The sequence below is a fragment of the Nocardioides gilvus genome (genome assembly GCF_003194605.1).
Lineage (GTDB): Bacteria > Actinomycetota > Actinomycetes > Propionibacteriales > Nocardioidaceae > Nocardioides > Nocardioides gilvus.
In genome coordinates this window covers 881,577-908,390 of sequence record NZ_QHKY01000001.1, presented here as the reverse complement: position 1 = coordinate 908,390, position 26,814 = coordinate 881,577, and the positions used below count along the sequence as shown (strand labels likewise).

Sequence of the window (26,814 nt, the reverse complement as noted above, 5' to 3'; positions counted from 1 at the left end):
GGACCCGACCCCTCACCCCGGCCGACGCCTCAGACGTTCCTGCGGTACTGCCCACCCACCTCGAAGAACGCCTCGGTGACCTGCTGCAACGTGCACACCCGGGCCGCCTCCATCAGCACCGCGAAGACGTTCTCGCCGGCGACCGCAGCCTCCTTCAACCGGGTCAGCGCTTCTTGGGCCTCGCTTTGGTGGGCGGACTGGAAGGCGCGGACACGAGTGAGCTGCGACTGCTTCTCCTCCTCGGTGGCCCGGGCGAGCTCGATCTCCACCTGGTTGCGCCCGGCGCCCGGGTCGATGAAGGTGTTGACGCCGACGATCGGCAGCGAGCCGTCGTGCTTGCGGTGCTCGTAGCGCATCGACTCGTCCTGGATCCGGCCACGCTGGTAGCCGGTCTCCATCGCGCCCAGCACGCCGCCGCGTTCGTTGATCCGGTCGAACTCGGCCAGCACTGCCGCCTCCACCAGGTCGGTGAGCTCGTCGATGATGAACGAGCCCTGGTTCGGGTTCTCGTTCATCGCCATGCCCCACTCCTTGTTGATGATCAGCTGGATCGCCACCGCGCGGCGCACCGACTCCTCGGTCGGGGTGGTGACCGCTTCGTCGTACGCATTGGTGTGCAGGCTGTTGGCGTTGTCGTTGATCGCGATGAGCGCCTGCAGCGTGGTCCGGATGTCGTTGAAGTCCATCTCCTGGGCGTGCAGGGAGCGGCCCGACGTCTGGACGTGGTACTTCAGCTTCTGCGAGCGCTCCCCTGCGCCGTACTTCTCCTTCATCGCCACCGCCCAGATGCGGCGCGCGACCCGGCCGAGCACCGAGTACTCCGGGTCCATGCCGTTGGAGAAGAAGAAGGAGAGGTTGGGCGCGAAGTCGTCGATGTCCATGCCGCGAGCCAAGTAGGCCTCGACGTAGGTGAAGCCGTTGGCCAGCGTGAACGCGAGCTGGCTGATGGGGTTCGCCCCGGCCTCGGCGATGTGGTAGCCGGAGATCGAGACGGAGTAGAAGTTGCGGACGCCGCGCGAGATGAACCACTCCTGGATGTCGGCCATCATCCGCAGGCTGAACTCCGTGGAGAAGAGGCAGGTGTTCTGGCCCTGGTCCTCCTTGAGGATGTCGGCCTGCACGGTGCCGCGTACGTTCGCCAGCGCGTACGCCCGCAGTTCGGCGTGCTCGGCGGCGGACGGCTCGCGCCCCTCGCGCTCGCGGAACCTCTCGATCTGCTGGTCGATGACGGTGTTGAGGAAGAAGGCCAGCACGGTCGGCGCCGGGCCGTTGATCGTCATCGAGACCGAGGTCTTCGGGTCGACGAGGTCGAACCCGTCGTAGAGCGCCTTCATGTCCTCCAGCGTCGCCACCGAGACACCCGCGGTGCCGACCTTGCCGTAGACGTCGGGGCGCGGGTCGGGGTCGCGGCCGTAGAGGGTCACCGAGTCGAAGGCGGTGGAGAGCCGGGTGGCCTCGCCGTCGCCGGACAGCAGCTTGAAGCGCCGGTTCGTACGGAAGGGGTCACCCTCGCCGGCGAACATCCGGGCCGGGTCCTCACCGGCGCGCTTGAACGGGAAGACGCCGGCGGTGTAGGGGAAGTGGCCGGGCAGGTTCTCGTTGCGCCAGAACTTCACCAGCTCGCCGTGGTCGGTGTACCTCGGCAGCGCGACGCGCGGGATCAGGGTGCCCGAGAGCGACTCCCGCCTCAGCTGGGTGACGATCTCGCGGTCGCGCACCTTCGTGACCTGCTCCTCGCCGGCGTACGCCTCCACGACGGCCGGCCATCCGGCGATCTGCTCGGCGACCTCGTGCGGGACCTCCTGGCGGGCGGACTCCAGGAGAGCGGTGACGTTGGCGGCGTTCTCACCAGCCGCGACGAGTTCGCCGGCCACGAGGTCCAGGCGCTGCACCCGGCTGGCTGCCTGCGCGTACGCCTGGGTCGCCGCGTGGTAGCCGCGGACGGTCTCGGTGATCTCGGCCAGGTAGCGGACCCGCTCGGTCGGCACGACCTGGCGGATGGTCGACGAGTGGCGTACGTCGACGTGCGGCAGCTGACCCTCGGAGACCGGCAGCCCCATCGTCGCCAAGGTGTCGCGCAGGTGCTGGTAGAGCGCGGTGACGCCGTCGTCGTTGAAGGTCGCGGCGCTGGTGCCGAAGACCGGCATCTCCTCGAGGCGCTGGCCGAAGGCCTCGCGGTTGCGGACCATCTGACGCCCCACGTCGCGCAGCGCGTCCTTGGCGCCGCGGCGCTCGAACTTGTTGATGGCGACCGTCTCGGCGAAGTCGAGCATGTCGATCTTCTCGAGCTGGCTGGCGGCGCCGAACTCCGGCGTCATCACGTAGAGCGAGGTGTCGACGAAGGGCACGATCGCGGCGTCGCCCTGACCGATGCCGGGGGTCTCCACGATCACCAGGTCGAACCCGGCCGCCTTGACGACGTCGATCACCTCGGCCAGGTGGGCCGGGACCTCGTGGGCGCCGCGGGTGGCCAGCGAACGGAAGAAGGTGTGCGTCGGGTCCAGCGCGTTGGCGCGGATCCGGTCGCCGAGCAGCGCACCGCCGCCCTTGCGTCGGGTGGGGTCGATGGCGATCACGGCGATTCTCAACTTGTCGGCCTGGTCGACGCGGAAACGGCGGACGAGTTCATCGGTGAGGCTGGACTTGCCGGAGCCGCCGGTGCCGGTGATGCCCAGCACCGGGACGCCACTCGCGCTCGCTGCAGCGCGGACGCCAGCCAGCATCTCCGCGCTGAGCTGCCCGGTCTCGGCGCCGGTCAGGGCCCGGGCCACCGACGTACGCACGCCTGCGAGCACGCCGTCGAGGTCGGCCTGCCGGATCTCCCACGGATCAAAGTCGCAGTCGGCGACGACCTGGTTGACCATCCCGACGAGGCCGAGGCGTTGGCCGTCGGCGGGGGAGAAGATGGTGACGCCGGACTGTCGCAGCCGCTCGATCTCGGCGGGCACGATGACCCCGCCGCCACCCCCGACGACCTTGACGTGGCCGGCGCCGGCGGCGCGCAGGGACTCGACGAGGTACTCGAAGTACTCGACATGGCCACCCTGGTAGGAGGAGACGGCGACGCCCTGGGCGTCCTCCTCGAGCGCAGCGTCGACGACCTCGGCGACCGAACGGTTGTGACCGAGGTGGATCACCTCACAGCCCTGGGCCTGGAAGATTCGGCGCATGATGTTGATCGAGGCGTCGTGGCCGTCGAAGAGGCTGGAGGCGGTGACGATGCGCACCGGGTGGTGGGGCACGTGCAGCGGTGGCACGCCGTGTTCTGGTGCGGGGGCGGGTGCGAGTGGTGTGCCGGTGGGTGGTGTGCCTGTGGGTGCTGGGGGGCGCTGCTGCATCAGCTGACTCCGAGATATCTGGATGTCCAAGTAATTAGATGGTAGGACGTCCAAGCAATCTTCGGAAGGGGGAGGGGGTGCTCGGATCAGTGCGGTACGTCGTCACCCGCCGCCGCGCGCAGTGCGCCCAGCAGGGTGGTGAGCTGCACGGTCTCCTCCGGGCTGATCCCCGGGGAGGCGAAGACCTCGGCGTTGAGCCGCTCGGTGGCTTGTTCGACCACCTCGCGCCCGGCGTGCGTGATCGAGGCCAGTACGACGCGGCCGTCCTGGGCGCCACGCTCGCGGATGGCGTGCCCCTGCTTCACCAGGCGCGCGACCGCGCTGGTCGCGCTGGTCGGATGCACCTGCAGCAGTGAGCCCAGGCGGGTCATGGACATCGCTCCGTCGTGGGTGAAGGAGAGCAGGCGCAACACCTCGTACCGCGCGAAACTGAGGTCCAGCGGGCGCAGGACAGCGTCGATCCGCTCCATCAGCAGCTGGTGGGCCCTCACGAGTGACGTCACCAGCTCCATCCCGTCAGCGGCCTCGGCCCACCCGTGCGTGACCCACTGGCGCCGCGCCTCGGTGATCGGATCACGGCTGCGGGTGTCGTCCCTGGGCACGTCATGACTGGGCGCGTCATGATCGGGCGCGTCATGATCGGGCGCGTCATGATCGGGCGCGTCATGATTCGGAGGGGCAGGCATGGGGGAAGGGTAGCGATCTGTCACGCCGAACTGCTGCGAGTGTCGGCGCTAGGCTCCTACGCTCGAGGCACGAGACCAACCGCAGGAACAGGAGGGCTCATGGGGACTGGGCGACCGAGTGTGGAGCGACCGGAGGTGGAGGGTGTCTGGTACGACGCGATCCTGCTGCCCGACCACAACCTCGAGGTCGACGTCAGGGTGCGCTGGATCCGCGCGGCCAGCGACTACCGCGGGCTGGGCGTCGTCGACGACGTGGTCGTGGTGGTCGGCGACGACGTCCGGGCGTACGCCCTCGCGGACGGCCGCGAACGGTGGGTCACCGCCCTGCCGCGCAGCGGGGTCGACGAGGACCTCTACGAGTGGCACGACGACGGCTGGAAGTCGGACCAACCGCCACCCGTGCGCCCGACGGCCCTGGGGTTGGTGGGCGATGACGCGCTGCGCGTGTGGACCGCCCACGCCGACGACGTGGTGCTGAGCCGTTCGACGGGCGCGCTCCTCCATGCGGCCGAGGGTGGCCCGGAGCGACCGGCGGACTGGGTCGACCTCCCGCCGCTCCCCGGCAGCCTGGACGTCAGCGACGTCAGCAACGAGCCCTTCGCGACGCGCGGTGGCGGTGGCTGGGCGTTCGACTGGGACTACCAGGTGCCCCCGTCCGAGGTCCACGCGGTGCCCGGCGGCATGGTCCTGGTCAGCTCCGTGGGCTTCCTGGTGGCGCTCGACCGGGTGCCGAGCTGGCGGCCCTGGGGCTGAGCGGGCCCGCGCGTCCGGGTCGCGCTGGGATCGGCTGCGTACCGTTGCGCCTGTGAACTCCCCGCGACCATTCCCGCACTCCGGCGTCCGTCAGCCGCGCGCCAACTGGCTCGGCGCAGGCGTGTGGACCCTCGGCTTCGTGGCACTGCTGTGGGTGGTTGAGGGGTTCGACCAGTTGGTGATGTCCGGCGACCTCGACCGTGAGGGGATCCGGCCAGGCACTAGCGACGGGCTCATCGGCATCCTCCTGGCGCCGTTCCTGCACGGCGACTGGGATCACCTGGCCGCCAACTCGGGACCCCTGCTGGTGCTCGGCTTCCTGATCGCGCTGGCCGGCCTGAGCAAGTGGTGGGCCGTCACCCTCACCGTCTGGCTGGTCTCCGGCGTCGGCACCTGGATCCTCGGTGGGGCCGGGACGGTGCACATCGGCGCCTCCGGCCTGGTTTTCGGCTGGCTCGCCTACTTGGTGCTCCGTGGCTTCTTCACGCGTCGACCGCTGCAGATCCTGCTCGGCGTGGTCATCTTCCTCGTCTACGGCTCGATGCTCTGGGGAGTTCTCCCGACCACGGCCGGGATCTCCTGGCAGGGGCACCTCTTCGGCGCCATCGGCGGGGTGCTCGCGGCAGCGATGCTGGAGAAGGGCGAACGGCGCCGCCACCTCCAGGCCTACTGAGCCTGGTCGTCCGCCAGACGGCGCAGCGTGGGGAGCAGCTCCTCGAGCAGGGCAACGCTGCGACGTGCCGCCTCCGCGGTGACCTCGGGTGCGACCTCACCGTCGGGCGCCGACGTCTGGGGGGTGCGTACGGAAGTGGCAGTGGTGGCGCGCAACGGTTCGGTGGCTCGGGCCAGCGCCCGGTCGAACTCGGTCGTCGGCGTCTCGGTGACCCCGCGGAGCCAGCGTCGCAGCACCACGTTGTGGGCGGTGACCACGGCGTTGGCGATCAACTCGGCCTCCAGCTCGGCGTCGGGGTCAGTGCCGAGCTCGGCGCGGATCGCGGCGAGGAAGGCGCGCTGGTAGGCGCGATGGCCGGCGGTCTCGCGGGAGCGGATCGCCGGGACGCTGCCGGCCAGACGGTGCCGCAGACGAGCGCGTTCACCCTCGGCCAGGTAGTGGTCCAGGACCACCCGGGCGGCCTCGACGACCCGGGTGGCCAGGTGGTCCGACTGGGCCAACCGCTCCTCGACCTGGCTCAGGAGCCCGGCGTGGTCGGGCAGGACCGCGTCCTCCTTCGCGCGGAAGTGACGGAAGAAGGTCGTACGCCCCACGCCAGCACGCTGCACGACGTCATCGACCGTCGTCTCCTCGAAGCCCTGCTCGTCGAAGAGGGTGAAGGCGGCCTCGATGAGGCGGGCTCGGGTCGACATCGCGGCGGTTCTCCTTCGTTTCGGTCCGGCGAGGGGGAGGCTTTGGTTTACTGAGTGGTACTGAGTACCGTAACTCACGGTACTGAGTCCCAAACGCGAGAGGCAACAGCATGAAGAAGGTCGGAGTCGTCGGTGGCGGCTTGATGGGATCGGGCATTGCAGAGGTGAGCGCCCGAGCTGGACTCGACGTGATCGTAGTGGAGTCCAACGAGCAGGCAGCCGAAGCCGCCAGGGCTCGCATGACCAAGTCGCTGGAGCGCGCGGAGTCGAAGGGCAAGATCGACTCGGCCGCAGCCGTCCTGGAGTGCGTGCGCTTCGAGACCGACCTCAACGTGATGGCCGACCGTGACCTCGTCATCGAGGCGATCGTCGAGGACGAGGAAATCAAGACCCAGCTCTTCCGTGACCTCGACAAGATCGTGGAGAGCCGCGACGCGATCCTGGCCTCCAACACCTCCTCCATCCCGATCATGAAGCTCGGCGTCGTCACCTCCCGTCCCGAGAAGGTCATCGGCATCCACTTCTTCAACCCGGTCCCGGTGCTCAAGCTCGTCGAGCTCGTGCCGTCGATCGTCACCGACCCCGAGGTCACCGAGCAGGCCCGCGAGTTCGTGCAGGGGACCCTCGGCAAGGAGGCCATCGACTGCCAGGACCGCGCCGGCTTCGTCGTCAACTCGCTGCTCATCCCCTACGTGCTCTCCGCGATCCGGATGTTCGAGTCCGGCTTCGCCTCCGCCGAGGACATCGACCGCGGCATGGTGCTCGGTGCGGCCCACCCGCAGGGCCCGCTGGCGTTGGCTGACCTCATCGGTCTGGACACCACCAAGGCCGTCGCCGAGTCGCTCTACGAGGAGTTCAAGGAGCCCCTCTACTCGGCCCCGCCGCTGCTCAACCGGATGGTCGACGCCGGCCTGCTGGGTCGCAAGAGCGGTCGCGGCTTCTACACGTACGGCTGAAGCACCGCCACGCTGCCGGACGTCACCACCGCCGACGCCCAGGGCGTACGGCGGTGATGACGTTGCGGCGCAAGCGCGACATCTCGGGACCGGTCACGGCCCATGGGTCACACTTGACCCCGTGCCTTCGACCCTCAGTGACCTGCTCGCCAACCGCCACAGCGCCCGCGCCTTCACCGACGAGCCGGTGCCCCGTGCAGTGATCGACGAGGTGCTGGCCCGGGCCCAGCGCTCCCCGTCGTGGTGCAACACCCAGCCGTGGCAGGTCCACGTGCTCTCCGGGGCAGCCAAGGACCGCTTCTCCAAGACGCTCTCCGACGCCGTGCTCACCCAGCCGCAGAGTGCGGACCTCGGCCTGCCGACGTACGCCGGGGTCTCCGCGGAGCGTCGCCGGGAGTCCGGGTACGCCCTCTACGAGGCGCTGGGCATCGAGCGCGCGGACCGCGACGCCCGGGCCATGCAGTCGTTCAAGAACTTCTCGTTCTTCGGTGCTCCGCACGTGCTGGTGCTCACCACCGACGCCGATCTGGGCACTTACGGGGTGCTCGACTGCGGCGGGTGGATCACGGTCTTCACGCTCCTGCTGGCCGAGGCCGGGATCGGTTCGATCGCCCAGGGAGCCATCGCGATGTACTCCGACACGGTGCGTGACTTCCTCGACCTGCCCCAGGGGCGACAGGTGGTCTGCGCGATCTCCTTCGGGCACGAGGACGACAGCGACCCGGTCAACGCCTTCCGCACGGCGCGGGCACCGATGGCCGAGGTCGTGCACCACCTCACGGACTGACCTCTCGACCTCCCGCTGGCGCGCGGTAACGTCGATCGCGTTGCCCTGACTGACCCCGGCGGCCGACCACCCAGGCCGACCCTCGAGGTCGACCACCCTGCGAGGAGTTCCACCATGACCAACGACCGGATCGTCGTCCTCGACGGCGCCCGCACCCCCATCGGCAGCTTCGGTGGCGTCTTCAAGGACGTGCCGGGTTTCGAGCTCGGCGCCGCGGCGTCCGTCGAGGCGCTGAAGCGCGCCGGCGTCGAGGGCTCCGACATCTCCGAGGTCGTGATGGGCTGCATCGGCCAGGTCGGCCCTGACGCCTACAACGCGCGCCGGGTCGCGGTCACAGCTGGACTGCCGGTCAATGTGCCCGCCTACACGGTCAACCGCCTCTGTGGCTCGGGCCTGCAGGCGATCTGGTCGGCCGCGATGGAGATGCGCTGGAACGACCTCGACTTCACCCTCGCGGGTGGCAACGAGTCGATGTCGCGGATGCCGTTCTACGACTTCGGCGCCCGCAACGGCTACCGCCTCGGTGACCGGTCGCTGGTCGACGGCACCGTGATGATGCTGACCGACCCCTTCAGCAGCATCCACATGGGCGTCACCGCCGAGAACGTCGCCGACAAGTACGGCGTCTCCCGCACCGAGCAGGACGAGTTCGCCGCCGAGTCGCAGCGCCGCGCCGCCAGCCCGGAGGCCCAGGCCGCCTTCGCCGAGGAGATCGTCGCGTACGAGGTGGGGGGCCGGAAGCCGGTCACTGTCAGCACCGACGAACACCCGAAGCCGCAGACCACCGTCGAGACGCTCGCCGGTCTGCGCCCCGCCTTCAAGAAGGACGGGTCGGTCACCGCCGGCAACGCGTCCGGCATCAACGACGGTGGCGCCGCGGTCGTCCTGGCCCGCGAGTCCGCCGCCGCCGAGCGCGGCCTCACGCCGATGGTCGCCCTCGAGGCCGTGACCACCGCCGCGATGGACCCGACGCTGATGGGCTACGCGCCGACCCACGCGATCAACGCGCTGCTCGAGAAGACCGGCATGGCCGCGAGCGATGTCGACGTGGTCGAGCTGAACGAAGCCTTCGCCTCCCAGGCGGTTGCCGTGCGCCGCGACGTCGGTTTCACTCCCGAGCAGGTCAACCCGTACGGCGGCGCGATCGCGCTGGGTCACCCGGTCGGCGCCACCGGCGCGATCCTCACTGTGCGGATCGCCAAGGACATGGTCCGTCGTGACCTCGAGACCGGCATCGTCACCATGTGCATCGGTGGCGGCCAGGCGCTGGCTGCGATGTTCCGGAGGGTCTGATGGCCCAGGGGTCCGTGGCCGGGGGACCGACGTCGGAGGGTCCCGTGACCTACGACGTGGCCGACGGCGTGGCCCACCTCCAGCTGAACCGCCCCGACGCGGCCAACGCGCTCGACATGGCGCTGGCCACGGCGTTGCGTGAGGCAACGGAGTGGGCGCAGGGTGACGACGACGTACGCGCCGTCCTGCTGACCGGGGCGGGCAAGCGCTTCTGTGGTGGTGGGGACGTGGCGTCCTTCGCGGCCGCCGAGGACCAGGCCACCTTCCTGTACGCGCTGGCCGTGGAGGCGGACGCTGCCGTACGCGCGCTCGAGGCGCTCTCCAAGCCGGTCGTCGCCGCGGTGCAGGGTGCCGTGGCTGGTGCGGGTCTGGCCATCATGTTGGCGGCCGACGTGATCGTGGCTGCGGCGGGGACCAAGTTCGTCTTCGCCTACCCGGGGATAGGGCTCACGCCTGACTGTGGCGTCTCGTGGTTGCTGCCTCGGGCGATCGGTCAGCAGCGGGCACTCTCCTTCGCGTTGGCGAACAAGCCGATCGGTCCGGAGACCGCGCTCGAGTGGGGTCTGGTGGCAGAGGTCGTCGACGAGGGTGTCGATGCCTCGGTGCGTGCCGGTGAGATCGCGGCCGGTTTCGCGGCGGGTCCTGCGGGCGCGCTCGGTCAGGCCCGGCGCCTGCTGCGTGCCGGGTGGTCGCAGACCCGTGAGGAGATGGGCCTCGAGGAGGCGCGCACCATCTCCGCAATGGTGACCGGTGATGAGGCTCAGGGCCTGATCAACGCCTTCGTCTCGCGCTGACTGTCGCTCGAGCACACCGCGCTCACTGAGGCGCGCGCTGATGACCCCGTGCAGGCTGATGGCCTGTGCGGGGTCACGCGGTTCTGCAGCTCTGGGGTCAGTCGGACGCTGAGCGTGGCTCTGGGGGACGTGGCTCCGGAGGGAGCGGCTCGGTGCCGTGACGATCACGCCGGTACCGGTGCCCGTGAGGACTGGTCCATACGAAGACCCCGTTGGCCGGCGAGGTGACCTGCCAGGCGGTGTGAGTCTTGAGGCGGTGGTGCGACCTGCACAGTGCACCTAGGTTGCTGGTGGACGTCGGACCTGGTTGATCGCGACCCTCAGCCCGTGCGGAGTGGTCGTACGGCTCGACGTGGTCGGTGTCGCAGCGTGCGGCGGGTCGGGTGCACCACGGGAAGACACAGGTCTGGTCGCGGAGCTCGACCTGGCGTTCGAGGCGCCGTGACGGGCGGTAGGTCTCGCACTCGATCTCGGTGTTGAGGTCGATGACGGGCAGGATCCGGACTTCGGTGTGTGAGTCGCCCATCCAGGCCTTCACCTGCTCGAGCAGCAGCAGTCGCTGACCGCCTTCGAGGCGACCCGCGGGGGAGACACAGAGGCCGGTGTCGGGGCTGAACATCGCGTCGAAGTGCAGGTGCAGGTCGAGCCGACGAGCGGCAGTCCCGGCCAACCGCCGGTCGAACTCGCCCAGCGCGGCCCTACCTTCGTCAGCGGCAGGCGCCGTTCCACGTGCGCCCATCAGGTCGAGCGCGAGCTGGTGACGTCCGATGTGGCCGAGCGCCTTCGCGCGGCGCCCGCCGAGCGAGTCGGTGGATCCCAGCCTCTTCAGCTCCTCGGCGCCGCACCGCACCGCGTGGTCGAGGTCGAGCGCATCGACCAGCTCCAACGAACCGGTGATGTCGACGGTCCCGTCGGGGTTGAGTTGGCGGTGGTTGATGTGCACGTGACGGTTGTCCTGGTCGAGGCCGTCGTACGGGTCCTCGGGATTCGGCTCTGGTGTCGCAGCGAGGTCGAAGAGCTTCTTCGCCTGCTCGACGGTCCGCTCGATCTGGGCCTGGCCGACCTTGGTGAGGAAGGGCGCGACCTGCGCGTCGATCCACGCCGCTGCGTCACCCGTCAACGAGGGCGACGCGTGGATGGTCGCCTCTGCCACCAGTCGTGCCCGCCACGCGGGCACCTCGCCGGAGCGGACTCGAGACCAGATCCGCGGCAGGCGGTGGGCCAACTCCAAGGCATGGCCGATCATCTTCTTCGCAGCCGTGGTCGAGAGCCCCAGGGTCGTGCCGAACTCGGCGACGGAGAACTCCGCCACTCCTGGACACCCCGCCCCGCTGATCGGCTCCTCACCCGCTGGGTGGAAGAAGACGGCCGCGTCGTCCGCGTTCTGCGTACCGTCGGCCGATGGGTGCATGACCGCCCACTCGTACGCGCAGGCCAGGACGTTCGCCTCGGCGCGCTGCGCTGCGACCTGCTCAGCCCGAACCGCGTCCAACAGGTCCCGTGCAGAGGCACCCGCCGGGGGTGCCGCCGCGGCGGGTGCTGGGATCGTGGTCGCTTCGAGCATGTGTTCGACTCTAGCGAGCGGCACCGACAGTCGCCAGCGGAAAGTCGTGGCCTGTGGAGAGACGACTTCTTCGTTCTCGCAGGCCGCCAGGGCACCGCAGAGTGTCGGTCCACCGCGCCATACTGGCGCCATGCCCGACCCCACCCTCGCCCGCCAACGGCTCGTCGCCCAAGGTCTCCTGACGCGACCCTGGGCCACGCCCGCCGAGGCCGTGCGCGCGTTCGGAGCAATGCAGGGCCAGGACCTTCCCGGGGCGCTCGCCTCGGCCGCGCTGCGTACGACCTCGGGCAGTGTGGACGAGGTGGTCGCCGACCTCGACGCGGGAAGGCTCGTGCGGGGCTACCCCATGCGCGGCACCGTCTTCCTGATGGCCGCCGAGGACGTCACCTGGGTCACCCAGCTCTGTGCCGGGCCCGCGCTCCGAGCCTCCCGGGCGAGGCGCCCGCAGCTGGGGCTCGACGAGGCTGACGTCGACCGGGCCCGCGAGCTCGCGCACGAGTTGCTGGCAGGAGGCCCAGCCTCGCGCTCCGCCCTCTTCGCTCGCTGGGACGAGGCTGGTCCCGGCACGCACGAGGGCCGCGGCTACCACCTGCTCAGCGCGTTGATCCACGAGACCACGCTCTGCTACGGACCGTGGAACGGCTCCGACCAGGACGTCGTGCTCGCCGAGACCTGGCTCCCCGCAGACCGCTCCCTCGAGGACCGCTTCAACGGTGAGCGGGTGCCCGCAGTCGCCGACCTGCTGCGGCGCTATCTGTCCAGCCACGGGCCCGCCACCATCCGTGACTTCGCATGGTGGACCAAGCTGCCGCTCAAGGAGATCCGCGCGGCGCTCGCACTGGTGGCTGACGAGTTCGAGAGCGATGCGGCGACCACTGACGGTGAGCCGCGCTACTGGCGTCCCGGACTGCTCGACGAGGTGACCGCGTTGGGGCGTACGACCGCGGCGACCCTGCTGCTGCCGGGCTTCGACGAGTTCGTGCTCGGTTACGCAGACCGCCTCTTCGCGATGGACGAGAAGGAACACGCCGCGCTCGTGCCCGGCAACAACGGCGTCTTCAAGAAGTCGGTCGTGCGGGGCGGGCGGGTCGTCGGCACCTGGACCCGCAGCGGACGCGCTGGCAAACGCAAACTCGAGCTGACCGAGTTCGCGTCCCACTCACCGCGCCAGGGCGCCACCCTGAAGCGGCTCTTCACCGACTATCCGTGGGTGGCGCCCTGACGGGGCCGAGCGGGCTGGAACTCGATCACCTCGTCGGCCACCTGGGCCAGCAGCGGCCCGTCGTGCGACACGGCCAGCACCCCGAGTCCGCGCTCGTGGGCCTCGTGGTCCAGCCGGTGCCAGAGCACGGTCTGGGTGATGGCGTCCAGGCTCGAGGAGATCTCGTCGGCGACCAGGTAGGCAGGTGAGGTGAAGAGGGCCCGAGCGAGGTTGACCCGCTGCAGCTCACCCCCGGAGATCTCGTGCGGAAAGCGATCGAGCCACTCCGGTGAGACCAGTCCGTGGTGGGCGTCCCACTCGGACTCGACACGCTCGGTCGCCGCGACGCGGGCTGCGTCGCGTGACCCGGCGAACGCCTCGGCCAGCACGTCACGGATCTTCCAGCGAGGGTTCATCGCACGCTCGGGGTGCTGCAGCACGAGCTGCACCGGACGGGGACCACTGCCGGGACTGCCGTCGCCGAGCGGGACCCCGTCGACCTCGACCGTGCCGGCGGCCGGGCTCCGGAGACCAGCCAGCACGGCAGCCAGGGTCGACTTGCCGCAACCGCTCGGCCCGCGCAGTCCGAGCACCCGGCCCGCCGCGACCTCGACGTCGTGGTCGCGCAGCACCCATGGCCCGCGCCGCGAGTACCGGTAGGAGAGGCCGCGGCCGATCAGCACGCCAGGTCCTCGCCGCGCATCCCCGCGCCCACCCGGGTGTGGTCGTCCGCCATCCGGAAGCCGTTGGCGGGCAGCGCCTGCCACAACGCGCGGCTGTACGGGTGGGCCAACCGTTCGCCGTCAGCGGTGAACGCCTCGACCGGCGACTCCTCCAGGGTGCGGCCGCGATCCACCACGACCACGCGGTCGGCCACTGCGAGCGCGCCGGTGATCTCATGGGTGATCAGCAGGACCCCCGCGCCACCCTCGGCGATCGAGCGCAAGCGACGGAGCACCGCCGTGACGCTCTCCGGGGCGAGGCCGGGCGTGGGTTCGTCGGCGATCACCAGCGACGGGTTGCCGAGCAGCGCGATGGCGGTGAGGACGCGCCGCCCCATCCCGCCGGAGAGCTGGTGCGGGTAGAGCTTCAGGACCGACTCGTCGAGTCCTTGGGCCACGACGGCTTCGCGTGCCACCGCCCGCGCCCCCGCCCGGGAGGCTCCGGTGAGGCGCGCCGCTCGGCGCAGCTGGGCACCGACGCTGGCGGTCGGATCGAGGTGGCTCAGAGACTGGGGCAACAGGGCCACCTCACGGCCGGCGAGGCGTCGCAGGGCCTGTACGTCGGTCTCCTCACCGCGCCAGCGGATGCTGCCGGCAGGGGTGGCATTGGGCGGCAGCATGCCGAGCACGGCGTGGCCCAGCAGGCTCTTGCCGGCGCCGCTCGCGCCGACCAGGGCCACGACCTCACCCGCGCGTACGTCGAGGGAGATGTCGGTGACCGGGGTGACCGTACGCCGTCGGAGGCCGCGCTCGTACTGGGTGAAGGAGACCGCGAGGTGCTCCACCGCGAGCAGGGCCGGAGCCGGGTTCACCGGGCGCAGGGGAGAGGTGGTCACAGCTGGGCACTCCTCGGGTCGACGAGCAGACGGAGGTCCTCACCGATGCGGTCGATGAGCTTCACGACCACCAGGAGGCAGAGACCGGGCAGGGCGGCGAGCCACCAGTGACCGGCCGAGAGGGAACGCATCGAGTCCGAGAGCAGGATGCCGATCGCGGGGAGACCGGGGTCGATGCCCAGGCCGAGGAACGACAGCGCGGCCTCGTGCAGGATCGCGTGCGGGAACATCAGGATCACCCCGACCGAGAAGTGCGGGACCAGGTGCGGGGCGAGATGGCGCCGCGCGATGTGGAACCGGCTGCGCCCCAGCGCGCGCGAGAGGGCGACGTAGTCGGCGCTGGTGGTCTCTGCGCCCTTGGCCATCAGGACACGGGTCAGCCGCGGCCAGTGGGTCAGGCCGACGGCGAGGATCACGGCCTCGGTGCCGCCGCCGAGCGCGAAGGCCAGCAGGATCAGCAGCACCAGGTGCGGCAGCGCCAGGAAGAGGTCGACGAGCCAGTTCACGACTGCCCGGGCGACCGGTCCACCGACGGTCGCGAAGAGCGAGAGCACGAGGGCGATCGCTCCGGACATCACCGCGGCGACGGTGCCGACGACCAGGCTCAGGCGCAGACCCACCAACGTACGTTGGAAGAGGTCGCGGCCATAGCGGTCGGTGCCGAAGAGGTGGTCCCACGACGGGCCTTCATTGCGGGCCGCCAGGTCGGTGATCCCGGCAGGACCGTTCGCCCAGGTGCCGGCGACAGCAACCGCGATGACGGCGAGCAGGGCGACGACGAGGCTGGTCATCGTGCGGGTGCGGCGGTCGCGCCACCGGGCCGTACGCGGGCCCGCGCCCTGCTCGGCGGGCTCGTCGGCCGCTGAGCCGTTCGGGCCGTTCGCGCCGTTCGGGCCGTTGGGGGAGCGGACATCGAGGCTCATGGTGTCACCTGCTCCCGGGCCAGGTCCCGCAGCTCGCCCCGGGACTCACTACGGGACGCGTCCCCACCTTGCTCACGAGTCTGCGGAGCAACGGCGCGGTGGGCGAGGTCGCCGAGCAGGTTGCCGATGAAGACGAGGATCGCCGTGAAGAGCGCGATGCCCAACAGCAACGGGATGTCCTGGCGCATGGCGGCAGTGGTCGTGGCCTGCCCGAGGCCGGGATAGGTGAAGACCTGTTCGGCCAGCACAGCGCCACCGATCAACTCTCCGACGCCAGCGAACTGCAGCATCAGGGCCGGGGCCGCGGCGTTGCGTGCCACCCGGTGCAGGACCAGGCCGGGGAGGCGTTCGCCCCGGGACCGGGCAAACGCGACGTGGTCGCTGGCCAGCGTCTCGATGGTCGACTGCCGGGTGTGCAGCAGGACCGGGGAGATGCCGACGACGCTCAGCGTGAGCGCGGGGAGGATCAGGTGGTGCAACCGGTCGAGCAGGCTGATCTCCCCGGGCAGGGCACCGATCGGGCCGGCGCAGCAGACCGGGGTCCACTGCAGCGAGACGGAGAAGACGTACAGGAGCAGCAGGCCGATCCAGAAGGTCGGCGCCGAGGCCAGGGTGTAGGCCCACCAGGTGAGGGTGCGGTCCAGCCACGTGCCGCGCCTCGCGCCGGCGAGCAGACCGAGCGCGAAACCCAGGACGCCGGAGAGGAGCCAGGCCAGCACCAACAACGAGAGGCTGGCCATGAAGCGGTCGGCGATCACGTCGATCACCGGCTCGTTGAAGACCTGGGACGTGCCGAGGTCGCCGGTGACGACGTTGCCGGCCCACGCGGTGAAGCGCTGCAGCGGGGGCTCGTCGAGACCCCAACGCTCGGCGATCTGGTCACGCTGCTCGGTGCCGATGGAGGCGCTGTCGGCGCCGACGTACGCCTCGATCGGGTCGATGGGCGAGGCCGCCAGCAGCACGAAGGTGCCGATGGCGACGGCCACCAGCAGGCTGAGGAGTCGCGCGAGGCGACCGGCCAGCCTGCCGACGGTCAGGGGCGGGCCGTTCAGCAGTCCCACCGCCACTGGGTCAGGCTGGAGGTGATCGGCCAGCCGTGGCCGTGCGGTTCGATGTGCAGCTCGCCCAGGTCGAGGCACTGGTCCACGAAGTACGTGTGCTCGAGGTTGACCAGCCACGCCCAGGCGGCGTCGGCGGGGGCGGTGAAGCCGTTGCCGTCGGTGTCGAGCTGGGCATCCTTCCAGTGCTGGTTGGCGACCTCGGGGTCGGTGGCCGCCAGGGCGGCGTCGAGGTGCTCGTCGACGATCTCGTTGCTGTAGAAGCCGGCGTTGAAGAGGTCGGTCCCGGCCATCGAGGAGTGGTAGAGGTTGTACATCTCGGTCGGGTCGTGACTGCCCCAGCCGAAGAGGACGGCGTCGGTGTGCAGCCGCTTGTCGATCTCGTCCCAGCTGACGCCTTCGGTCGTGATCTCGATGCCGGCGGGCCTGACCATGTCGACGACGCTGAGCGCGAGGCCCTGGCGCAGCGTGTCGCCGGCCGGGTAGAGGAGGTTGAAGGTGGCCTTCACTCCGTCCTTCTCGCGGACGCCGTCGTCGTCGGAGTCGATCCAGCCGGCCTGCTCGAGCTCGGCGACGGCACCGTCGGGGTCGTTGTCGTCGATGGCGGACCTGGGCTCGTACCAGGGCGCGCCGTCGACCGGGCCGGTGGCCGGGGAGCCGAAGCCCTCCAGCACGCCGTCGACGAGGCCCTGGCGGTCGATCACCAGGTTGATCGCGCGGCGTACGGCCACGTCCGAGGTGACGTCGTTGCCGATCGGGGCACCGGACTCGCTCTTCTTGCCCTCGTCGGCGACTGCCGGCAGGGACATGCCGCGGTTGTCGATGGAGGTGACGGCCTCGAGCTCCATCCCGTCGATCTCGTCGGTGGCAAGGGAGGAGGGGAGCGCGACGAGGTCGACCTCGCCGGTGCGGGCCGCAGCCAGGCTGGCGTCCTCGTCGGTGAAGACGAAGACGAGGCGCTCGAAGTCAGGCTTGGTGCCGTAGTAGTCGTCGTTGCGCTCGACGATCAGCTGCTGCCCCTTCTGCCAGTCGACGAAGGTGAACGGGCCAGAGCCGATCGGCTCCTGGGCGTACGCGTCACCCTGGCCGGCGTGGGCGTGCTCGGGCACGATGCCGAGGCTGATCAGGCGGTTCACGAAGGTCGAGCGCGGCTCGACGAGGCGCATCTCGACGGTGTCCTCGTCGATCGCCACGGCCTCGTCGAGCCCGGTGACGTCGGTCAGTCCGCCGGCCTTCGCCGCGGTGTTGAAGGTGTAGGCGACGTCCGCAGACGTCACCGGCTCGCCGTCGGAGAAGACGGCGTCGGTGCGGATGTCGACGGTCCAGGTGAGGCCGTCCTTGCTCACCGAGTAGTCGGTGGCGAGGTCGTTCTCGACGCCGAGGTCGGCGGTGCGCGTCAGCAGGGTCGACTGGAAGAGCGGGGCGCCGTAGCGACCCCATCCGGTGGTGGGGTCGTACCCCTCCTCCGACTCGCCGCCGATCGCGAGCCGCAGCTCCGTCGGCTTCTCGCCCGAGGTCGCCTCGGAATCGGAGGAACAGGCGACGAGCGTGCTGGCCGCGAGCGCCAGGACGGCAGCCGTGCCGGTGCGGCGCAGGCGGTTGCGGCGGCTGGCCAGGGGGAGGCGAGGCGTCATGTCACTCCTATTGCGAACGATTGGCAATAAGCCTACGCGACCGAACTGACGAATGGGGCGTCGGGGGCGAGATTACGCTACACAATGTCTCATTTAGCGGGCTCGCCTATCGTGGAGACCCACGACCCACGAAGTTCTGGACTGGTACATGCACACGATCAAGAGGGCCTCCGAGATGATCGGTGTCCAGATGGCCACCCTGCGGGCTTGGGAACGGCGCTACGAGATCGCCGTCCCGCGCCGCTCATCCGACGGACACCGCCTGTACGACGACGAGGCGGTCCGCGCCTGGGGCACGATGAACTCGCTGGTCCTGGAGGGCTGGACGCCACAGCAGGCCGCCGAGGAGACCCGTCGTCGTCTGGGCGCCGAGGCCGGGCAGGACAGGGCAACCGGGGGCGATCCTCAGGTTGCCGGCGGGTGCGAGGAGTTGTTGCACGCCGCCGAACGACTCGACGTCGCCGCGGTGACGCGGGTGGTCGATGCGCAGTTCGCCTCGGCACCTCCCGAGGACGCGATCGACAACTGGTTGATGCCCTCGCTGCGGGAGCTCGGGCTGGCCTGGGCCTCGGGCCGGGTCACCGTCGCGGGCGAGCACATGGTCGCCCACGCCGTCGTACGGCGTCTGTGGTCGGCCTACGAGGACGCGGAGCCGGAGCGCCCGGGGCCGAAGGTCATCATCGGGTTGCCGCCGAAGTCCCGCCACGAGCTCGGTCTGCTGGGCTTCGCCGTCGCCGCCCGTCGGGCCGGCCTCGACACCACGTACGTCGGCGCCGACCTCCCGGCTGAGGACTGGGCCCGAGCGGTCGAGGCCAGGGAGCCCGCCGCGCTCGTGCTGGCCGCCAGCATGAACCGTGACCTGACCCATCTCTCCCGCGTGGTGGAGGTCCTGGACGGGGCTCGCCCCGACCTGCTCATCGCGGTCGGCGGCGGCCTCCAGGACCGTACGCCCGAGCAGTGCGTACGCCTCGGCCACCGCGTCGGGGACGCGGCGGCCGAGTTGGTGCGTCAGCTCAGCGCGGCGCCATCCGCAACGCGCCGTCCATCCGGATGACCTCACCGTTGAGGTAGTCGTGGTCGATGAGTGCGAGCGCCAGCTGCGCGTACTCGTCGGGGCGACCGAGGCGCTGCGGGAACGGGATCCCGGCGGCGAGTCCGGCGCGGAACTCCTCGGAGACGGTGGCCAGCATCGGGGTCTCGATGATGCCGGGGGCGATCGTGAGCACGCGGATGCCGTACTGGGCGAGGTCGCGGGCTGCCGGCAGGTTGAGGCCGACGACGCCGCCCTTGGAGGAGGCGTACGCGGCCTGGCCGACCTGACCGTCGTAGGCGGCCACCGAGGCGGTGTTGATGATGACGCCGCGCGCGTCGTCGGCGAGAGGCTCGGTCGCGGCGATCTTCTCGGCGGCCAGCGTCATGACGTTGAAGGTGCCGATCAGGTTGACCTGGACGACCTTGGCGAAGAAGGCGAGGTCGTGCGTGCCCTTGCGGCCCAGGATCCGCTGGGACGGGCCGATGCCGGCGCAGTTGACGACCGTGCGCAGCGGGGAGGGCGACTCGGAGGCGATGTCGACGCCGGCCGCGACCTGCAGCGGGTCCGTCACGTCGACCGGCACGTAGGTGACGCCGTCGACGTCGGGCGCACCTTCGATCGAGGAGGGGAGGTCGAAGGCGAAGACGTGCGCGCCCTTGGCTGCGAGCGCGGCGGCGGTGGCGGCACCCAGTCCGGAGGCTCCTCCGGTGACGATGGCGGCGGTGTCGTTGACCTGCATGGTGTTCCTTCTCTGTGGTGGTCTGCTGCGTGTGACTGGGGTGGACTCAGGCTGGTGGGGCTCAGGGAGCCTGGGTGATCGTGCCTTCGCCGCTCTTGTCGAGCGAGCGGCTGATCACCATTCGCTGGATCTGGTTGGTGCCCTCGAAGATCTGCATCACCTTGGCCTCGCGCATGTAGCGCTCGACCGGGAAGTCACGGGTGTAGCCGTAACCACCGAAGACCTGCACGGCGTCGGTGGTCACCTTCATCGCGTGGTCGGTGGCCACCATCTTGGCAATGCTGGCCTCGCGGCCGAACGGCAGCCCGGCATCCTTGAGACGCGCGGCGTGCAGTGTCGTGGCCCGCGCAGACTGCACGGCCGCCTCCATGTCGGCGAGCACGAAGGCCAGGCCCTGGTGGTCGATGATCCGTTGGCCGAACGTCTCGCGCTCCTGGGCGTAGGCGACTGCCTGGTCGAGCGCGCCCTGGGCGAGTCCGGTGGCGACCGCGGCGATCCCGAGGCGTCCGGAGTCGAGGCCGGCCAGCGCGATCTTGAGACCGTCGCCCTCGTTGCCCAGGCGCCGCTCGACGGGGACGCGTACGTCGGTGAAGAGCATGGTGGCCGTGGTCGAGCCGGTCAGCCCCATCTTCTTCTCGGGGGTGTCGGCGACCAGCCCCGGGGTGTCGGCATCGACGAGGAAGCAGGAGATGCCATTGCGGTCGTCGGAGGTGCGGGCCATCACCTTGTAGAAGTCGGCCTCGCCGCCGTGGGTGGTCCATGCCTTCGCGCCGTTGAGGACGTACTCGTCACCCTCGCGCCGTGCGGTCGTACGCATCGCTGCGGGGTCGGAGCCGGCGTGCGCCTCGGAGAGGCAGTAGGCGCCGAGCAGACCGCCGCCCAGCATCTCGGGCAGCAGCGTCTGCTTCTGCTCGTCGGTCCCGAAGTTGGCCAGGCCGAAGCAGGAGAGTGCGTGCACGCTGACCCCGACGCCGACCGACGACCAGACGGCGCCGATCTCCTCCAGCACCTGCAGGTAGACCTCGTACGGCTGTCCGCCGCCGCCGAACTCCTCGGGGTAGGGGAGCCCGAGGACGCCGACCTCCCCGAGCATCCGGAACACGTCGCGGGGGAACGTCTCGCTGGCTTCCGCCTCGGCGCTGCGAGGGGCGAGCTCGTCCTTCGCCAAGGTCCGCACCAGGCGCAACAGGTCGACTGCCTCGCTGGTGGGCAACATCCTGCGTGCGCTCACGTCCACATCTCCTCAGTACCGGAATCGAGTACGGGGTGACTCTATCGACGCTCACCTCCGGCCTCGACGGCGCCGAGGCGTACGCTCGTGCCCGGCCACACCCCCCAAGAAGCACAGGAGCGCAGACGTGAGTGACCTCGCCGGCAAGACCATCGCCGTCCTCGGAGGAACAGGACCCCAGGGACGCGGGCTCGCCCGCCGTTTCGCGACCGCAGGACTCTCCGTCGTGCTCGGTTCGCGCGGCGCGGAGAAGGCCGAGGCTGCTGCTGCGGAGCTCGCCGAAGCAACCGGTGGCGCCGTGAGGGGAGCCTCCAACGCGGACGCCGCCGCGTCGGCCGACATCGTCCTGGTGGTCGTGCCCTGGGACGGTCACAAGGAGTTGCTCACCGAGCTCAAGCCGGTGCTCGACGGCAAGATCGTCGTCGACTGCGTCAACCCGCTCGGCTTCGACAAGCAGGGCCCGTACGCGCTGGTGGTCGAGGAGGGCTCCGCCACCCAGCAGGCCGCCGCGATCCTGACGGAGTCCATGGTCGTGGGTGCCTTCCACAACGTCTCCGCCGTGCTGCTCGAGGACCCGGAGGTCGCCTCGATCGAGACCGACGTGCTGGTCCTCGGTGACGAGCGCGAGGCCACCGACCTCGTCCAGGCGCTCGCCGACGCTGTGCCCGGCATGCGCGGCGTCTACGCCGGTCGTCGTCGCAACGCCCACCAGGTGGAGGCGCTGACCGCCAACCTCATCGCCATGAACCGCCGCTACAAGGCGCACGCAGGTGTCCGGATCACCGACATCTGAGCCCTGCACGTGCTGACCGGGTCGCCCTCGCGGTGGCCCGGTCGACGGCATTTCAGGGGGTGCAGAACTGCCCAGTAGGGGCGGCGAGGGGGATAGGTTGTCGCTGTGCGCAGCGAATGGATGGCGGTCTCGGCGGCGGCCCTCGTCATCGGTGTCACCGCGCTCTTCTTCGGATCCCACCTGATCCCTCGGCCGACCGGCAGCGGTGAGGTGCTGGCCTTGACCACCGCGAGCCCCGAGCTCTGGATGGCCGCGTCGCTGATCCTCGTGGTCGCCTCGCTCGGACTGCTCCTGGGCATTTCGTCGCTCAGCCCCCTGCTGCGCGGGCGCGGCTTCGGGTTCGGGGTGCTGGGCATGGTCCTGATCGTGCTGGCTGCGGTGATCCTCTTCGGCTTCGCGCAGCAGTTGATCCTGCTGCGGGCGCTCAGCATGGAAGCCGGTGTCGACGAGGACCTGTTGACGGCTGCCATGCAGGAGCCGGTCCAGCGTTCCCTGCTGGTCGGCGGGTTCCTCTTCTTCTACACCGGCGAGATCTGTCTGGGCATCGGTCTGCTGATGGCTCGGGCGACGCCACGTTGGGTCTCCTGGGCGTTGATCGCCCACGTCGTGCTCGCGGTCTCCCTGGCGCAGCTCGAGACCCCCGACCTGCAGAGTCTGCCCTCGCTGCTGATGGTGGCGGGCTTCCTGGGAGCGGCGATCGCCGCGAACCGGGCAGGCATGAGAGGTGGGGTCGACCGGCGACCGGTCACCTCGAGGCCGGGACTGGCCAGACGCTGATCGCTCGGTGGCTCCTGGGGACGGATTGCTCCGTTCTGCTCCGCGCGGCGAGATTTTTTCGTACGGTCGAAGGACACCCAGTCGTCCATCAGGAGCCCGCCGTGCAGTACCTCGAGTTGCCGGAGCAGATTCGTCTTTCGTTGGTGCGCGGCTTCGTGGAGCGTTCCTGGCGCCGTCCTGGCGTGACGGCCGAGGAGGCCGCCTGCTCGGAAGCACGCATCGCCGACGAGCGGGCCCACACGGACGGGATGCGGCTGCGCAGCGCTCTCGACGCCGTGATCGCAGCCGGCACCTTCGCCGAGCTGAACGCCGCCGAGCTCGCGTACGACGACGTGGCGGGTGAGCTGAATCTCCGCTACGGCTCCGGACTGATCGTGATGAGCGACGAGGCTGAGGAGCTGGGCATCCGTGGCTTCCGCGGTCAGGGCTTCGCCACCCGTTCCTGCGTGCTCGTGGGCGAGGACCTCGTCGCCAGCTGAGCTGGCCGGAATCCTCCACCGGACCTCCACCCTCGCTCGCTTCGGCCAGCAGCGTCGCGACCCTTGCGGTGGCTCTCCTGCGGGTCAAAGATCGACACATGGCCCGCGCCATGACGGGTCCCGTCGGCAGGAGGCCCCATGTCCAACGTGCAGAGCAGTCCAGCCCAGACGCCCTCCCCGCACCGCCGCCGGGCGTCTCCCCTCTCGCTCATCGTCTGGATCGGCGTGGCGGTCCTCGGCGCCGTCTGTTGGTCGGTCCTGGCGCTGTCGCGCGACGAGGAGATCTCGGCGCTGTGGGTCCTCTTCGCAGCGCTGGCCTCGTACGCGATCGCGTACCGCTTCTACGCCAGGTTCATCGCGCGCCGGGTGCTGGAGGTCGACGCCGACCGGGCGACGCCAGCTGAACGGCTCGAGAACGGGCGCGACTTCGACGTCACGGATCGTCGAGTTCTCTTCGGTCACCACTTCGCTGCCATCGCCGGAGCGGGTCCGCTGGTGGGACCGGTGCTGGCCGCGCAGATGGGCTACCTGCCGGGCACGATCTGGATCATCGTCGGCGTCATCTTCGCCGGGGCGGTGCAGGACATGGTCGTCCTCTTCTTCTCGATGCGCCGCGACGGCAAGAGCCTGGGCCAGATGGTCCGCGAGGAGATCGGGATCGTCGGTGGCATCGCGGCCCTGATCGCGGTCTTCGCGATCATGATCATCATCCTGGCGGTGCTGGCGCTGGTGGTCGTCAACGCGTTGGCAGAGTCGCCCTGGGGCGTCTTCTCGATCGGCCTGACCATCCCGATCGCCCTCTTCATGGGCTTCTACCTGCGGGTCATCCGTCCCGGCCGGGTCATGGAGGTCACCGCGATCGGTGTGGTCCTGCTGCTGCTCGCGATCATCGGTGGCGGCTACGTCGAGCAGTGGGGACTGGCCGAGGCGTTGACCCTGTCGAAGGAACAGCTGACCCTCGCCCTGGTCGTGTACGGCTTCGTCGCCTCCATCCTGCCGGTGTGGATGCTGCTCACCCCACGCGACTACCTCTCCACCTTCATGAAGGTCGGGGTCATCGTGCTCCTGGGCATCGGGTTGGTGGTGGCTTCTCCGATGCTGCAGAACGACTCGGTGACCTCGTTCGCGCTGGAGGGTGACGGACCGGTCTTCGCCGGGAAGCTCTTCCCCTTCGTCTTCATCACGATTGCCTGCGGCGCGCTGTCGGGGTTCCACGCGTTGATCGCCTCAGGCACCACCCCCAAGATGGTGGCGAAGGAGACCCAGGTCCAGATGATCGGCTACGGCGGCATGCTGATGGAGTCGTTCGTCGCGATCTCCGCCCTGATCGCCGCCAGTGTCATCGACCCCGGTCTCTACTTCGCGATCAACAGCCCCGCGGGTGCGACCGGAGGAGACCCGACCAGCGCGGCCGAGTTCGTCGCGAACCTCGGCTTCACGATCAGCGCGGCTGACCTCCAGGGAGCCGCGGACGCGGTGGAGGAGTCCAGCTTGATCTCGCGCACCGGCGGTGCCCCGACGTTGGCCTTCGGCATGTCGCTGGTCTTCACCGAGGCCTTCGGCGGTGGGTTGGCCGCCTTCTGGTACCACTTCGCGATCATGTTCGAGGCGCTCTTCATCCTCACCGCCGTCGACGCCGGCACCCGGGTGGGTCGATTCATGTTGCAGGACACGATCGGCAACTTCTGGCCCCGCTACGGTGACCTCTCCTGGCTCCCGGCCTCCTGGTCGGCCAGTGCGGTCGTAGTGGGGTTGTGGGGCTACATGTTGTACGTCGGGGTCACCGACCCGCTGGGCGGCATCAACCAGCTCTTCCCGCTCTTCGGCATCTCCAACCAGTTGCTGGCGGCGATCGCGCTCACGCTCTGCGTGACCCTGTTGATCAAGCACGGCAAGGTGAAGTGGGCGTGGGTCCCCGGGATCGGTCTGGTCTGGGACCTGGTCGTGACCATGACCGCGAGCTGGCAGAAGGTCTTCTCCGACAACCCGGCCATCGGCTACTTCAGCCAACGCAGCCGTTACCGCGACGCGCAGGACGCCGGCGAGTTGTTGGCTCCTGCGACCGACCAGGGAGAGATGGACCAGATCATCTACAACTCCACCCTCAACGGCACCCTGCAGGCGCTCTTCGCGGTACTGGTGATCGTGATCGTCCTCAACGCCCTGTACATCTGGTTCAAGGCCGTCCGGGCTGGTGGCCTGCCGACGACCGAAGTGCCGAAGGCCCGGTCCGCGCTCGTGGCGCCGGCTGACTTCTTCGCCACCAAGGAGGAGAAGGAGGCCGTCGCTCGGTGGGAGGCCGAGCACCGGGAGCTCGCCAGTGCGGCCCGGGGTGCCGGGCGGGGCGGTGGGCCCGGTGAGTCCGGTGGGCCTGGTGGACAGGGAGCCCAGCGGTGAACCGCGCGGCGGTGATCGCCGGCGTACGTGCGAAGGCCCGCGGCCTGCGCTGGTACCTGCGGCAGGTGAGCGGTGAGGCGAAGTGGGACGAGTACCTCGCCCGGTGCCGCGCCGAGGGTCGGGACCCGATGACGCGACGTGAGTTCGAACGGCACCGGGACGCCCACCGGGAGGAGTCGGCGCGGTCGAGTTGCTGTTGAGGGGTCGGTGTGCCGCGCTTGGCGCCTGGGACAGGATGGGGCCATGACTGACGCTGCACGCCCCCGTCCCCGCTGGTTCACCGAGACCAAGGACGGCCATTCCCAGTGGTACGTCGACCGTTTCCGTACGCTCGCCGCCGAGGGCGCGGACCTGCACGGTGAGGCCCGGTTCGTGGATGCGATGGTCGAGCGCGGGTCCCGGATCCTCGATGCCGGCTGCGGCGCCGGACGGATGGCGGGGGAGTTGGCTGCCCGCGGGCACGACGTCATCGGGCTGGACGCCGACCCGGTGCTCATCGAGGCCGCGAAGGCCGACCACCCAGGACCCACGTACGCGGTGGTCGACCTCAGCGAGCTGACCCTGGCCGACGTCGGCGGTGAGCCGGTCGACCTCGTGGTCTGTGCCGGCAACGTGATGGTCTTCGTCGCCCCGGGCACCGAGCGCGCCGTGCTGGCGAACCTCTGCGCGGTCGTACGCCCCGGTGGTCGGGTCGTGATCGGCTTCCGCCGCGACGAGGCCTACCCGATCGAGCGGTACGACGCCGACCTCGCCGACCTGACCGAGAAGGGCGTGGCGCGGGTCGAGCAGCGGTTCTCCACCTGGCACCTCGACCCCTTCACCGACGAGTCCGACTTCGCCGTGACGGTGCTGCGGGTCGCATGAGCACGCCCCGTGTCGTCGCCGTGAGCCGCGACGAGACCCATCGCTTCAGCAAGGTGCCCGCCGAGTCGATCACCCTCGTCGCCGGGATCGGGGTACTCGGCGACGCCCACGCGGGGACGCTGGTGCAGCACCGCTTCGACTCGCGCCGCGACCCCACCCAGCCCAACCTGCGCCAGGTGCACCTGATCGGCTCGGAACTCTTCGCCGACGCACGCGAGATGGGGTACGACCTCGGCCCCGGCGATCTCGGCGAGAACGTCCTGACCGCGGGGCTGGACCTCCATGCGCTGCCGACCGATACTTTGCTCGACCTCGGTGGGCCCGTCGTACGGCTGACCGGACAGCGCAACCCGTGCGTGCTGATCAACCGCTTCCGACCGGGTCTGCTCAAGGTGGTGCTGGCGCGGGCGGACGGGACGCCGTTGGGCAGAGCCGTGTCGAGCGCGTCACCGGATGCTGCGACGGCTCCCGTGATCCGCAGGGCCGGGGTGATGTCGGTCGTGGAGCGCGGGGGAGAGGTCGTCCCGGGGCAGTCGATCACGGTGACCCTCCCGGACGAGCCGCACGTTCCGCTCGTGGCGATGTAGGGCG

At 70.0% G+C, this 26,814-nt stretch carries 26 protein-coding genes; 15 read left to right on the top strand and 11 right to left on the bottom strand.

Annotated features, from left to right (window positions below; all coding sequences use genetic code 11):
- Positions 1–29: 29 nt before the first annotated feature.
- On the bottom strand, positions 30–3,257 hold the full coding sequence (icmF, locus tag DNK52_RS04415) for a fused isobutyryl-CoA mutase/GTPase IcmF (RefSeq protein WP_110239711.1): 3,228 nt from the start codon (positions 3,255–3,257) through the stop codon (positions 30–32).
- A gap of 167 nt (positions 3,258–3,424) precedes the next feature.
- Positions 3,425–3,940, bottom strand: a complete 516-nt coding sequence (locus tag DNK52_RS04410; protein WP_239455378.1) for a MarR family winged helix-turn-helix transcriptional regulator — start codon at positions 3,938–3,940, stop codon at positions 3,425–3,427.
- Positions 3,941–4,123: 183 nt separating this feature from the next.
- On the opposite strand from DNK52_RS04410, the gene DNK52_RS04405 reads away from it, so the two are divergent.
- Both DNK52_RS04405 and DNK52_RS04400 read left to right on the top strand, forming a co-directional pair.
- Positions 4,124–4,777: a hypothetical protein gene (locus DNK52_RS04405; protein WP_162598596.1), complete on the top strand. Its 654-nt coding sequence runs from the start codon at positions 4,124–4,126 to the stop codon at positions 4,775–4,777.
- Positions 4,778–4,829: 52 nt separating this feature from the next.
- Positions 4,830–5,450 carry a rhomboid family intramembrane serine protease gene (locus DNK52_RS04400; RefSeq protein WP_239455377.1) on the top strand — a complete coding sequence of 207 codons (621 nt, stop codon included), beginning with the start codon at positions 4,830–4,832 and terminating at the stop codon, positions 5,448–5,450.
- Here DNK52_RS04400 and DNK52_RS04395 read toward each other — a convergent pair.
- Entirely contained in the window at positions 5,444–6,142 is a 699-nt protein-coding gene (locus tag DNK52_RS04395) for a TetR/AcrR family transcriptional regulator (protein WP_110239708.1), read from the bottom strand. The genes DNK52_RS04400 and DNK52_RS04395 overlap by 7 nt on opposite strands.
- Before the next feature lie 110 nt (positions 6,143–6,252).
- Here DNK52_RS04395 and DNK52_RS04390 point away from each other — a divergent pair, with 110 nt between their 5' ends.
- From DNK52_RS04390 to DNK52_RS04375, 4 genes are all read left to right on the top strand, one after another.
- Positions 6,253–7,098: a 3-hydroxybutyryl-CoA dehydrogenase gene (locus DNK52_RS04390; protein WP_110239707.1), complete on the top strand. Its 846-nt coding sequence runs from the start codon at positions 6,253–6,255 to the stop codon at positions 7,096–7,098.
- A 121-nt stretch (positions 7,099–7,219) separates the two neighbouring features.
- Positions 7,220–7,885 (top strand): nitroreductase, encoded by a 666-nt coding sequence (locus tag DNK52_RS04385; RefSeq protein ID WP_110239706.1) that lies wholly within the window; start codon positions 7,220–7,222, stop codon positions 7,883–7,885.
- A 114-nt stretch (positions 7,886–7,999) separates the two neighbouring features.
- Positions 8,000–9,178: a thiolase family protein gene (locus DNK52_RS04380; protein WP_110239705.1), complete on the top strand. Its 1,179-nt coding sequence runs from the start codon at positions 8,000–8,002 to the stop codon at positions 9,176–9,178.
- On the top strand, positions 9,178–9,972 hold the full coding sequence (locus DNK52_RS04375; RefSeq protein ID WP_110239704.1) for an enoyl-CoA hydratase/isomerase family protein: 795 nt from the start codon (positions 9,178–9,180) through the stop codon (positions 9,970–9,972). The genes DNK52_RS04380 and DNK52_RS04375 overlap by 1 nt, the downstream gene beginning before the upstream one ends.
- Before the next feature lie 97 nt (positions 9,973–10,069).
- Here the strand turns inward: DNK52_RS04375 and DNK52_RS04370 are convergent, their stop codons facing one another.
- Positions 10,070–11,536 (bottom strand): HNH endonuclease signature motif containing protein, encoded by a 1,467-nt coding sequence (locus DNK52_RS04370; RefSeq protein ID WP_110239703.1) that lies wholly within the window; start codon positions 11,534–11,536, stop codon positions 10,070–10,072.
- Between the two features lie 130 nt (positions 11,537–11,666).
- Between DNK52_RS04370 and DNK52_RS04365 the strand changes: the two genes are divergently transcribed.
- A complete protein-coding gene (locus tag DNK52_RS04365) occupies positions 11,667–12,758 on the top strand; it encodes a winged helix DNA-binding domain-containing protein (RefSeq protein ID WP_110239702.1) in 1,092 nt (363 codons plus the stop codon).
- Here the strand turns inward: DNK52_RS04365 and DNK52_RS04360 are convergent.
- From DNK52_RS04360 to DNK52_RS04340, 5 genes are read right to left on the bottom strand one after another with little or no spacing between them, the layout of a single operon-like run.
- Entirely contained in the window at positions 12,737–13,420 is a 684-nt protein-coding gene (locus DNK52_RS04360) for an ABC transporter ATP-binding protein (RefSeq protein WP_110239701.1), read from the bottom strand. The genes DNK52_RS04365 and DNK52_RS04360 overlap by 22 nt on opposite strands.
- Positions 13,414–14,295: an ATP-binding cassette domain-containing protein gene (locus DNK52_RS04355; RefSeq protein WP_239455376.1), complete on the bottom strand. Its 882-nt coding sequence runs from the start codon at positions 14,293–14,295 to the stop codon at positions 13,414–13,416. The genes DNK52_RS04360 and DNK52_RS04355 overlap by 7 nt, the downstream gene beginning before the upstream one ends.
- A complete protein-coding gene (locus DNK52_RS04350; protein WP_110239700.1) occupies positions 14,292–15,218 on the bottom strand; it encodes an ABC transporter permease in 927 nt (308 codons plus the stop codon). Before DNK52_RS04350 ends, DNK52_RS04355 begins: the two co-directional genes overlap by 4 nt.
- Positions 15,215–16,279: an ABC transporter permease gene (locus DNK52_RS04345; protein WP_239455375.1), complete on the bottom strand. Its 1,065-nt coding sequence runs from the start codon at positions 16,277–16,279 to the stop codon at positions 15,215–15,217. The genes DNK52_RS04350 and DNK52_RS04345 overlap by 4 nt, the downstream gene beginning before the upstream one ends.
- A complete protein-coding gene (locus tag DNK52_RS04340) occupies positions 16,267–17,910 on the bottom strand; it encodes an ABC transporter substrate-binding protein (protein WP_110239698.1) in 1,644 nt (547 codons plus the stop codon). The genes DNK52_RS04345 and DNK52_RS04340 overlap by 13 nt, the downstream gene beginning before the upstream one ends.
- Before the next feature lie 148 nt (positions 17,911–18,058).
- On the opposite strand from DNK52_RS04340, the gene DNK52_RS04335 reads away from it, so the two are divergent.
- Positions 18,059–18,964: a MerR family transcriptional regulator gene (locus DNK52_RS04335; RefSeq protein ID WP_110239697.1), complete on the top strand. Its 906-nt coding sequence runs from the start codon at positions 18,059–18,061 to the stop codon at positions 18,962–18,964.
- Here DNK52_RS04335 and DNK52_RS04330 read toward each other — a convergent pair.
- Positions 18,924–19,682: an SDR family NAD(P)-dependent oxidoreductase gene (locus tag DNK52_RS04330; protein WP_110239696.1), complete on the bottom strand. Its 759-nt coding sequence runs from the start codon at positions 19,680–19,682 to the stop codon at positions 18,924–18,926. The two genes, DNK52_RS04335 and DNK52_RS04330, sit on opposite strands and share 41 nt — an antisense overlap.
- Positions 19,683–19,743: 61 nt before the next feature.
- Positions 19,744–20,913: an acyl-CoA dehydrogenase family protein gene (locus DNK52_RS04325; protein ID WP_110239976.1), complete on the bottom strand. Its 1,170-nt coding sequence runs from the start codon at positions 20,911–20,913 to the stop codon at positions 19,744–19,746.
- 127 nt (positions 20,914–21,040) lie between these two features.
- Between DNK52_RS04325 and npdG the strand changes: the two genes are divergently transcribed.
- From npdG to DNK52_RS04290, 7 genes are all read left to right on the top strand, one after another.
- Positions 21,041–21,706, top strand: coding sequence for an NADPH-dependent F420 reductase (gene npdG / locus DNK52_RS04320; protein WP_110239695.1), 666 nt, complete (start codon positions 21,041–21,043; stop codon positions 21,704–21,706).
- A gap of 105 nt (positions 21,707–21,811) precedes the next feature.
- Positions 21,812–22,483, top strand: coding sequence for a hypothetical protein (locus DNK52_RS04315; RefSeq protein ID WP_162598595.1), 672 nt, complete (start codon positions 21,812–21,814; stop codon positions 22,481–22,483).
- Between the two features lie 101 nt (positions 22,484–22,584).
- Complete coding sequence (locus DNK52_RS04310; protein ID WP_110239693.1) at positions 22,585–22,962, top strand: hypothetical protein; 378 nt, start codon at positions 22,585–22,587, stop codon at positions 22,960–22,962.
- Positions 22,963–23,100: 138 nt separating this feature from the next.
- Positions 23,101–25,359: a carbon starvation CstA family protein gene (locus tag DNK52_RS04305; protein ID WP_110239692.1), complete on the top strand. Its 2,259-nt coding sequence runs from the start codon at positions 23,101–23,103 to the stop codon at positions 25,357–25,359.
- A complete protein-coding gene (locus tag DNK52_RS04300) occupies positions 25,356–25,559 on the top strand; it encodes a YbdD/YjiX family protein (RefSeq protein WP_110239691.1) in 204 nt (67 codons plus the stop codon). The genes DNK52_RS04305 and DNK52_RS04300 overlap by 4 nt, the downstream gene beginning before the upstream one ends.
- 43 nt (positions 25,560–25,602) lie before the next feature.
- A complete protein-coding gene (locus DNK52_RS04295) occupies positions 25,603–26,223 on the top strand; it encodes a class I SAM-dependent methyltransferase (protein WP_110239690.1) in 621 nt (206 codons plus the stop codon).
- The gene (locus tag DNK52_RS04290) at positions 26,220–26,810 is read left to right on the top strand and encodes an MOSC domain-containing protein (protein WP_110239689.1); all 591 of its coding nucleotides are present in this window, start codon (positions 26,220–26,222) and stop codon (positions 26,808–26,810) included. The genes DNK52_RS04295 and DNK52_RS04290 overlap by 4 nt, the downstream gene beginning before the upstream one ends.
- Positions 26,811–26,814 lie beyond the last annotated feature (4 nt).

Excerpts from the sequence above, each read along its gene's own strand:
- DNK52_RS04405 (WP_162598596.1), top strand. The coding sequence starts at position 4,124 with ATGGGGACTGGGCGACCGAGTGTGGAGCGACCGGAGGTGGAGGGTGTC.
- DNK52_RS04395 (WP_110239708.1), bottom strand. The coding sequence starts at position 6,142 with ATGTCGACCCGAGCCCGCCTCATCGAGGCCGCCTTCACCCTCTTCGAC.
- DNK52_RS04390 (WP_110239707.1), top strand. The coding sequence starts at position 6,253 with ATGAAGAAGGTCGGAGTCGTCGGTGGCGGCTTGATGGGATCGGGCATT.
- DNK52_RS04380 (WP_110239705.1), top strand. The coding sequence starts at position 8,000 with ATGACCAACGACCGGATCGTCGTCCTCGACGGCGCCCGCACCCCCATC.
- DNK52_RS04375 (WP_110239704.1), top strand. The coding sequence starts at position 9,178 with ATGGCCCAGGGGTCCGTGGCCGGGGGACCGACGTCGGAGGGTCCCGTG.
- DNK52_RS04370 (WP_110239703.1), bottom strand. The coding sequence starts at position 11,536 with ATGCTCGAAGCGACCACGATCCCAGCACCCGCCGCGGCGGCACCCCCG.
- DNK52_RS04365 (WP_110239702.1), top strand. The coding sequence starts at position 11,667 with ATGCCCGACCCCACCCTCGCCCGCCAACGGCTCGTCGCCCAAGGTCTC.
- DNK52_RS04350 (WP_110239700.1), bottom strand. The coding sequence starts at position 15,218 with ATGAGCCTCGATGTCCGCTCCCCCAACGGCCCGAACGGCGCGAACGGC.
- DNK52_RS04340 (WP_110239698.1), bottom strand. The coding sequence starts at position 17,910 with ATGACGCCTCGCCTCCCCCTGGCCAGCCGCCGCAACCGCCTGCGCCGC.
- DNK52_RS04335 (WP_110239697.1), top strand. The coding sequence starts at position 18,059 with ATGCACACGATCAAGAGGGCCTCCGAGATGATCGGTGTCCAGATGGCC.
- DNK52_RS04330 (WP_110239696.1), bottom strand. The coding sequence starts at position 19,682 with ATGCAGGTCAACGACACCGCCGCCATCGTCACCGGAGGAGCCTCCGGA.
- DNK52_RS04305 (WP_110239692.1), top strand. The coding sequence starts at position 23,101 with ATGTCCAACGTGCAGAGCAGTCCAGCCCAGACGCCCTCCCCGCACCGC.
- DNK52_RS04295 (WP_110239690.1), top strand. The coding sequence starts at position 25,603 with ATGACTGACGCTGCACGCCCCCGTCCCCGCTGGTTCACCGAGACCAAG.
- DNK52_RS04290 (WP_110239689.1), top strand. The coding sequence starts at position 26,220 with ATGAGCACGCCCCGTGTCGTCGCCGTGAGCCGCGACGAGACCCATCGC.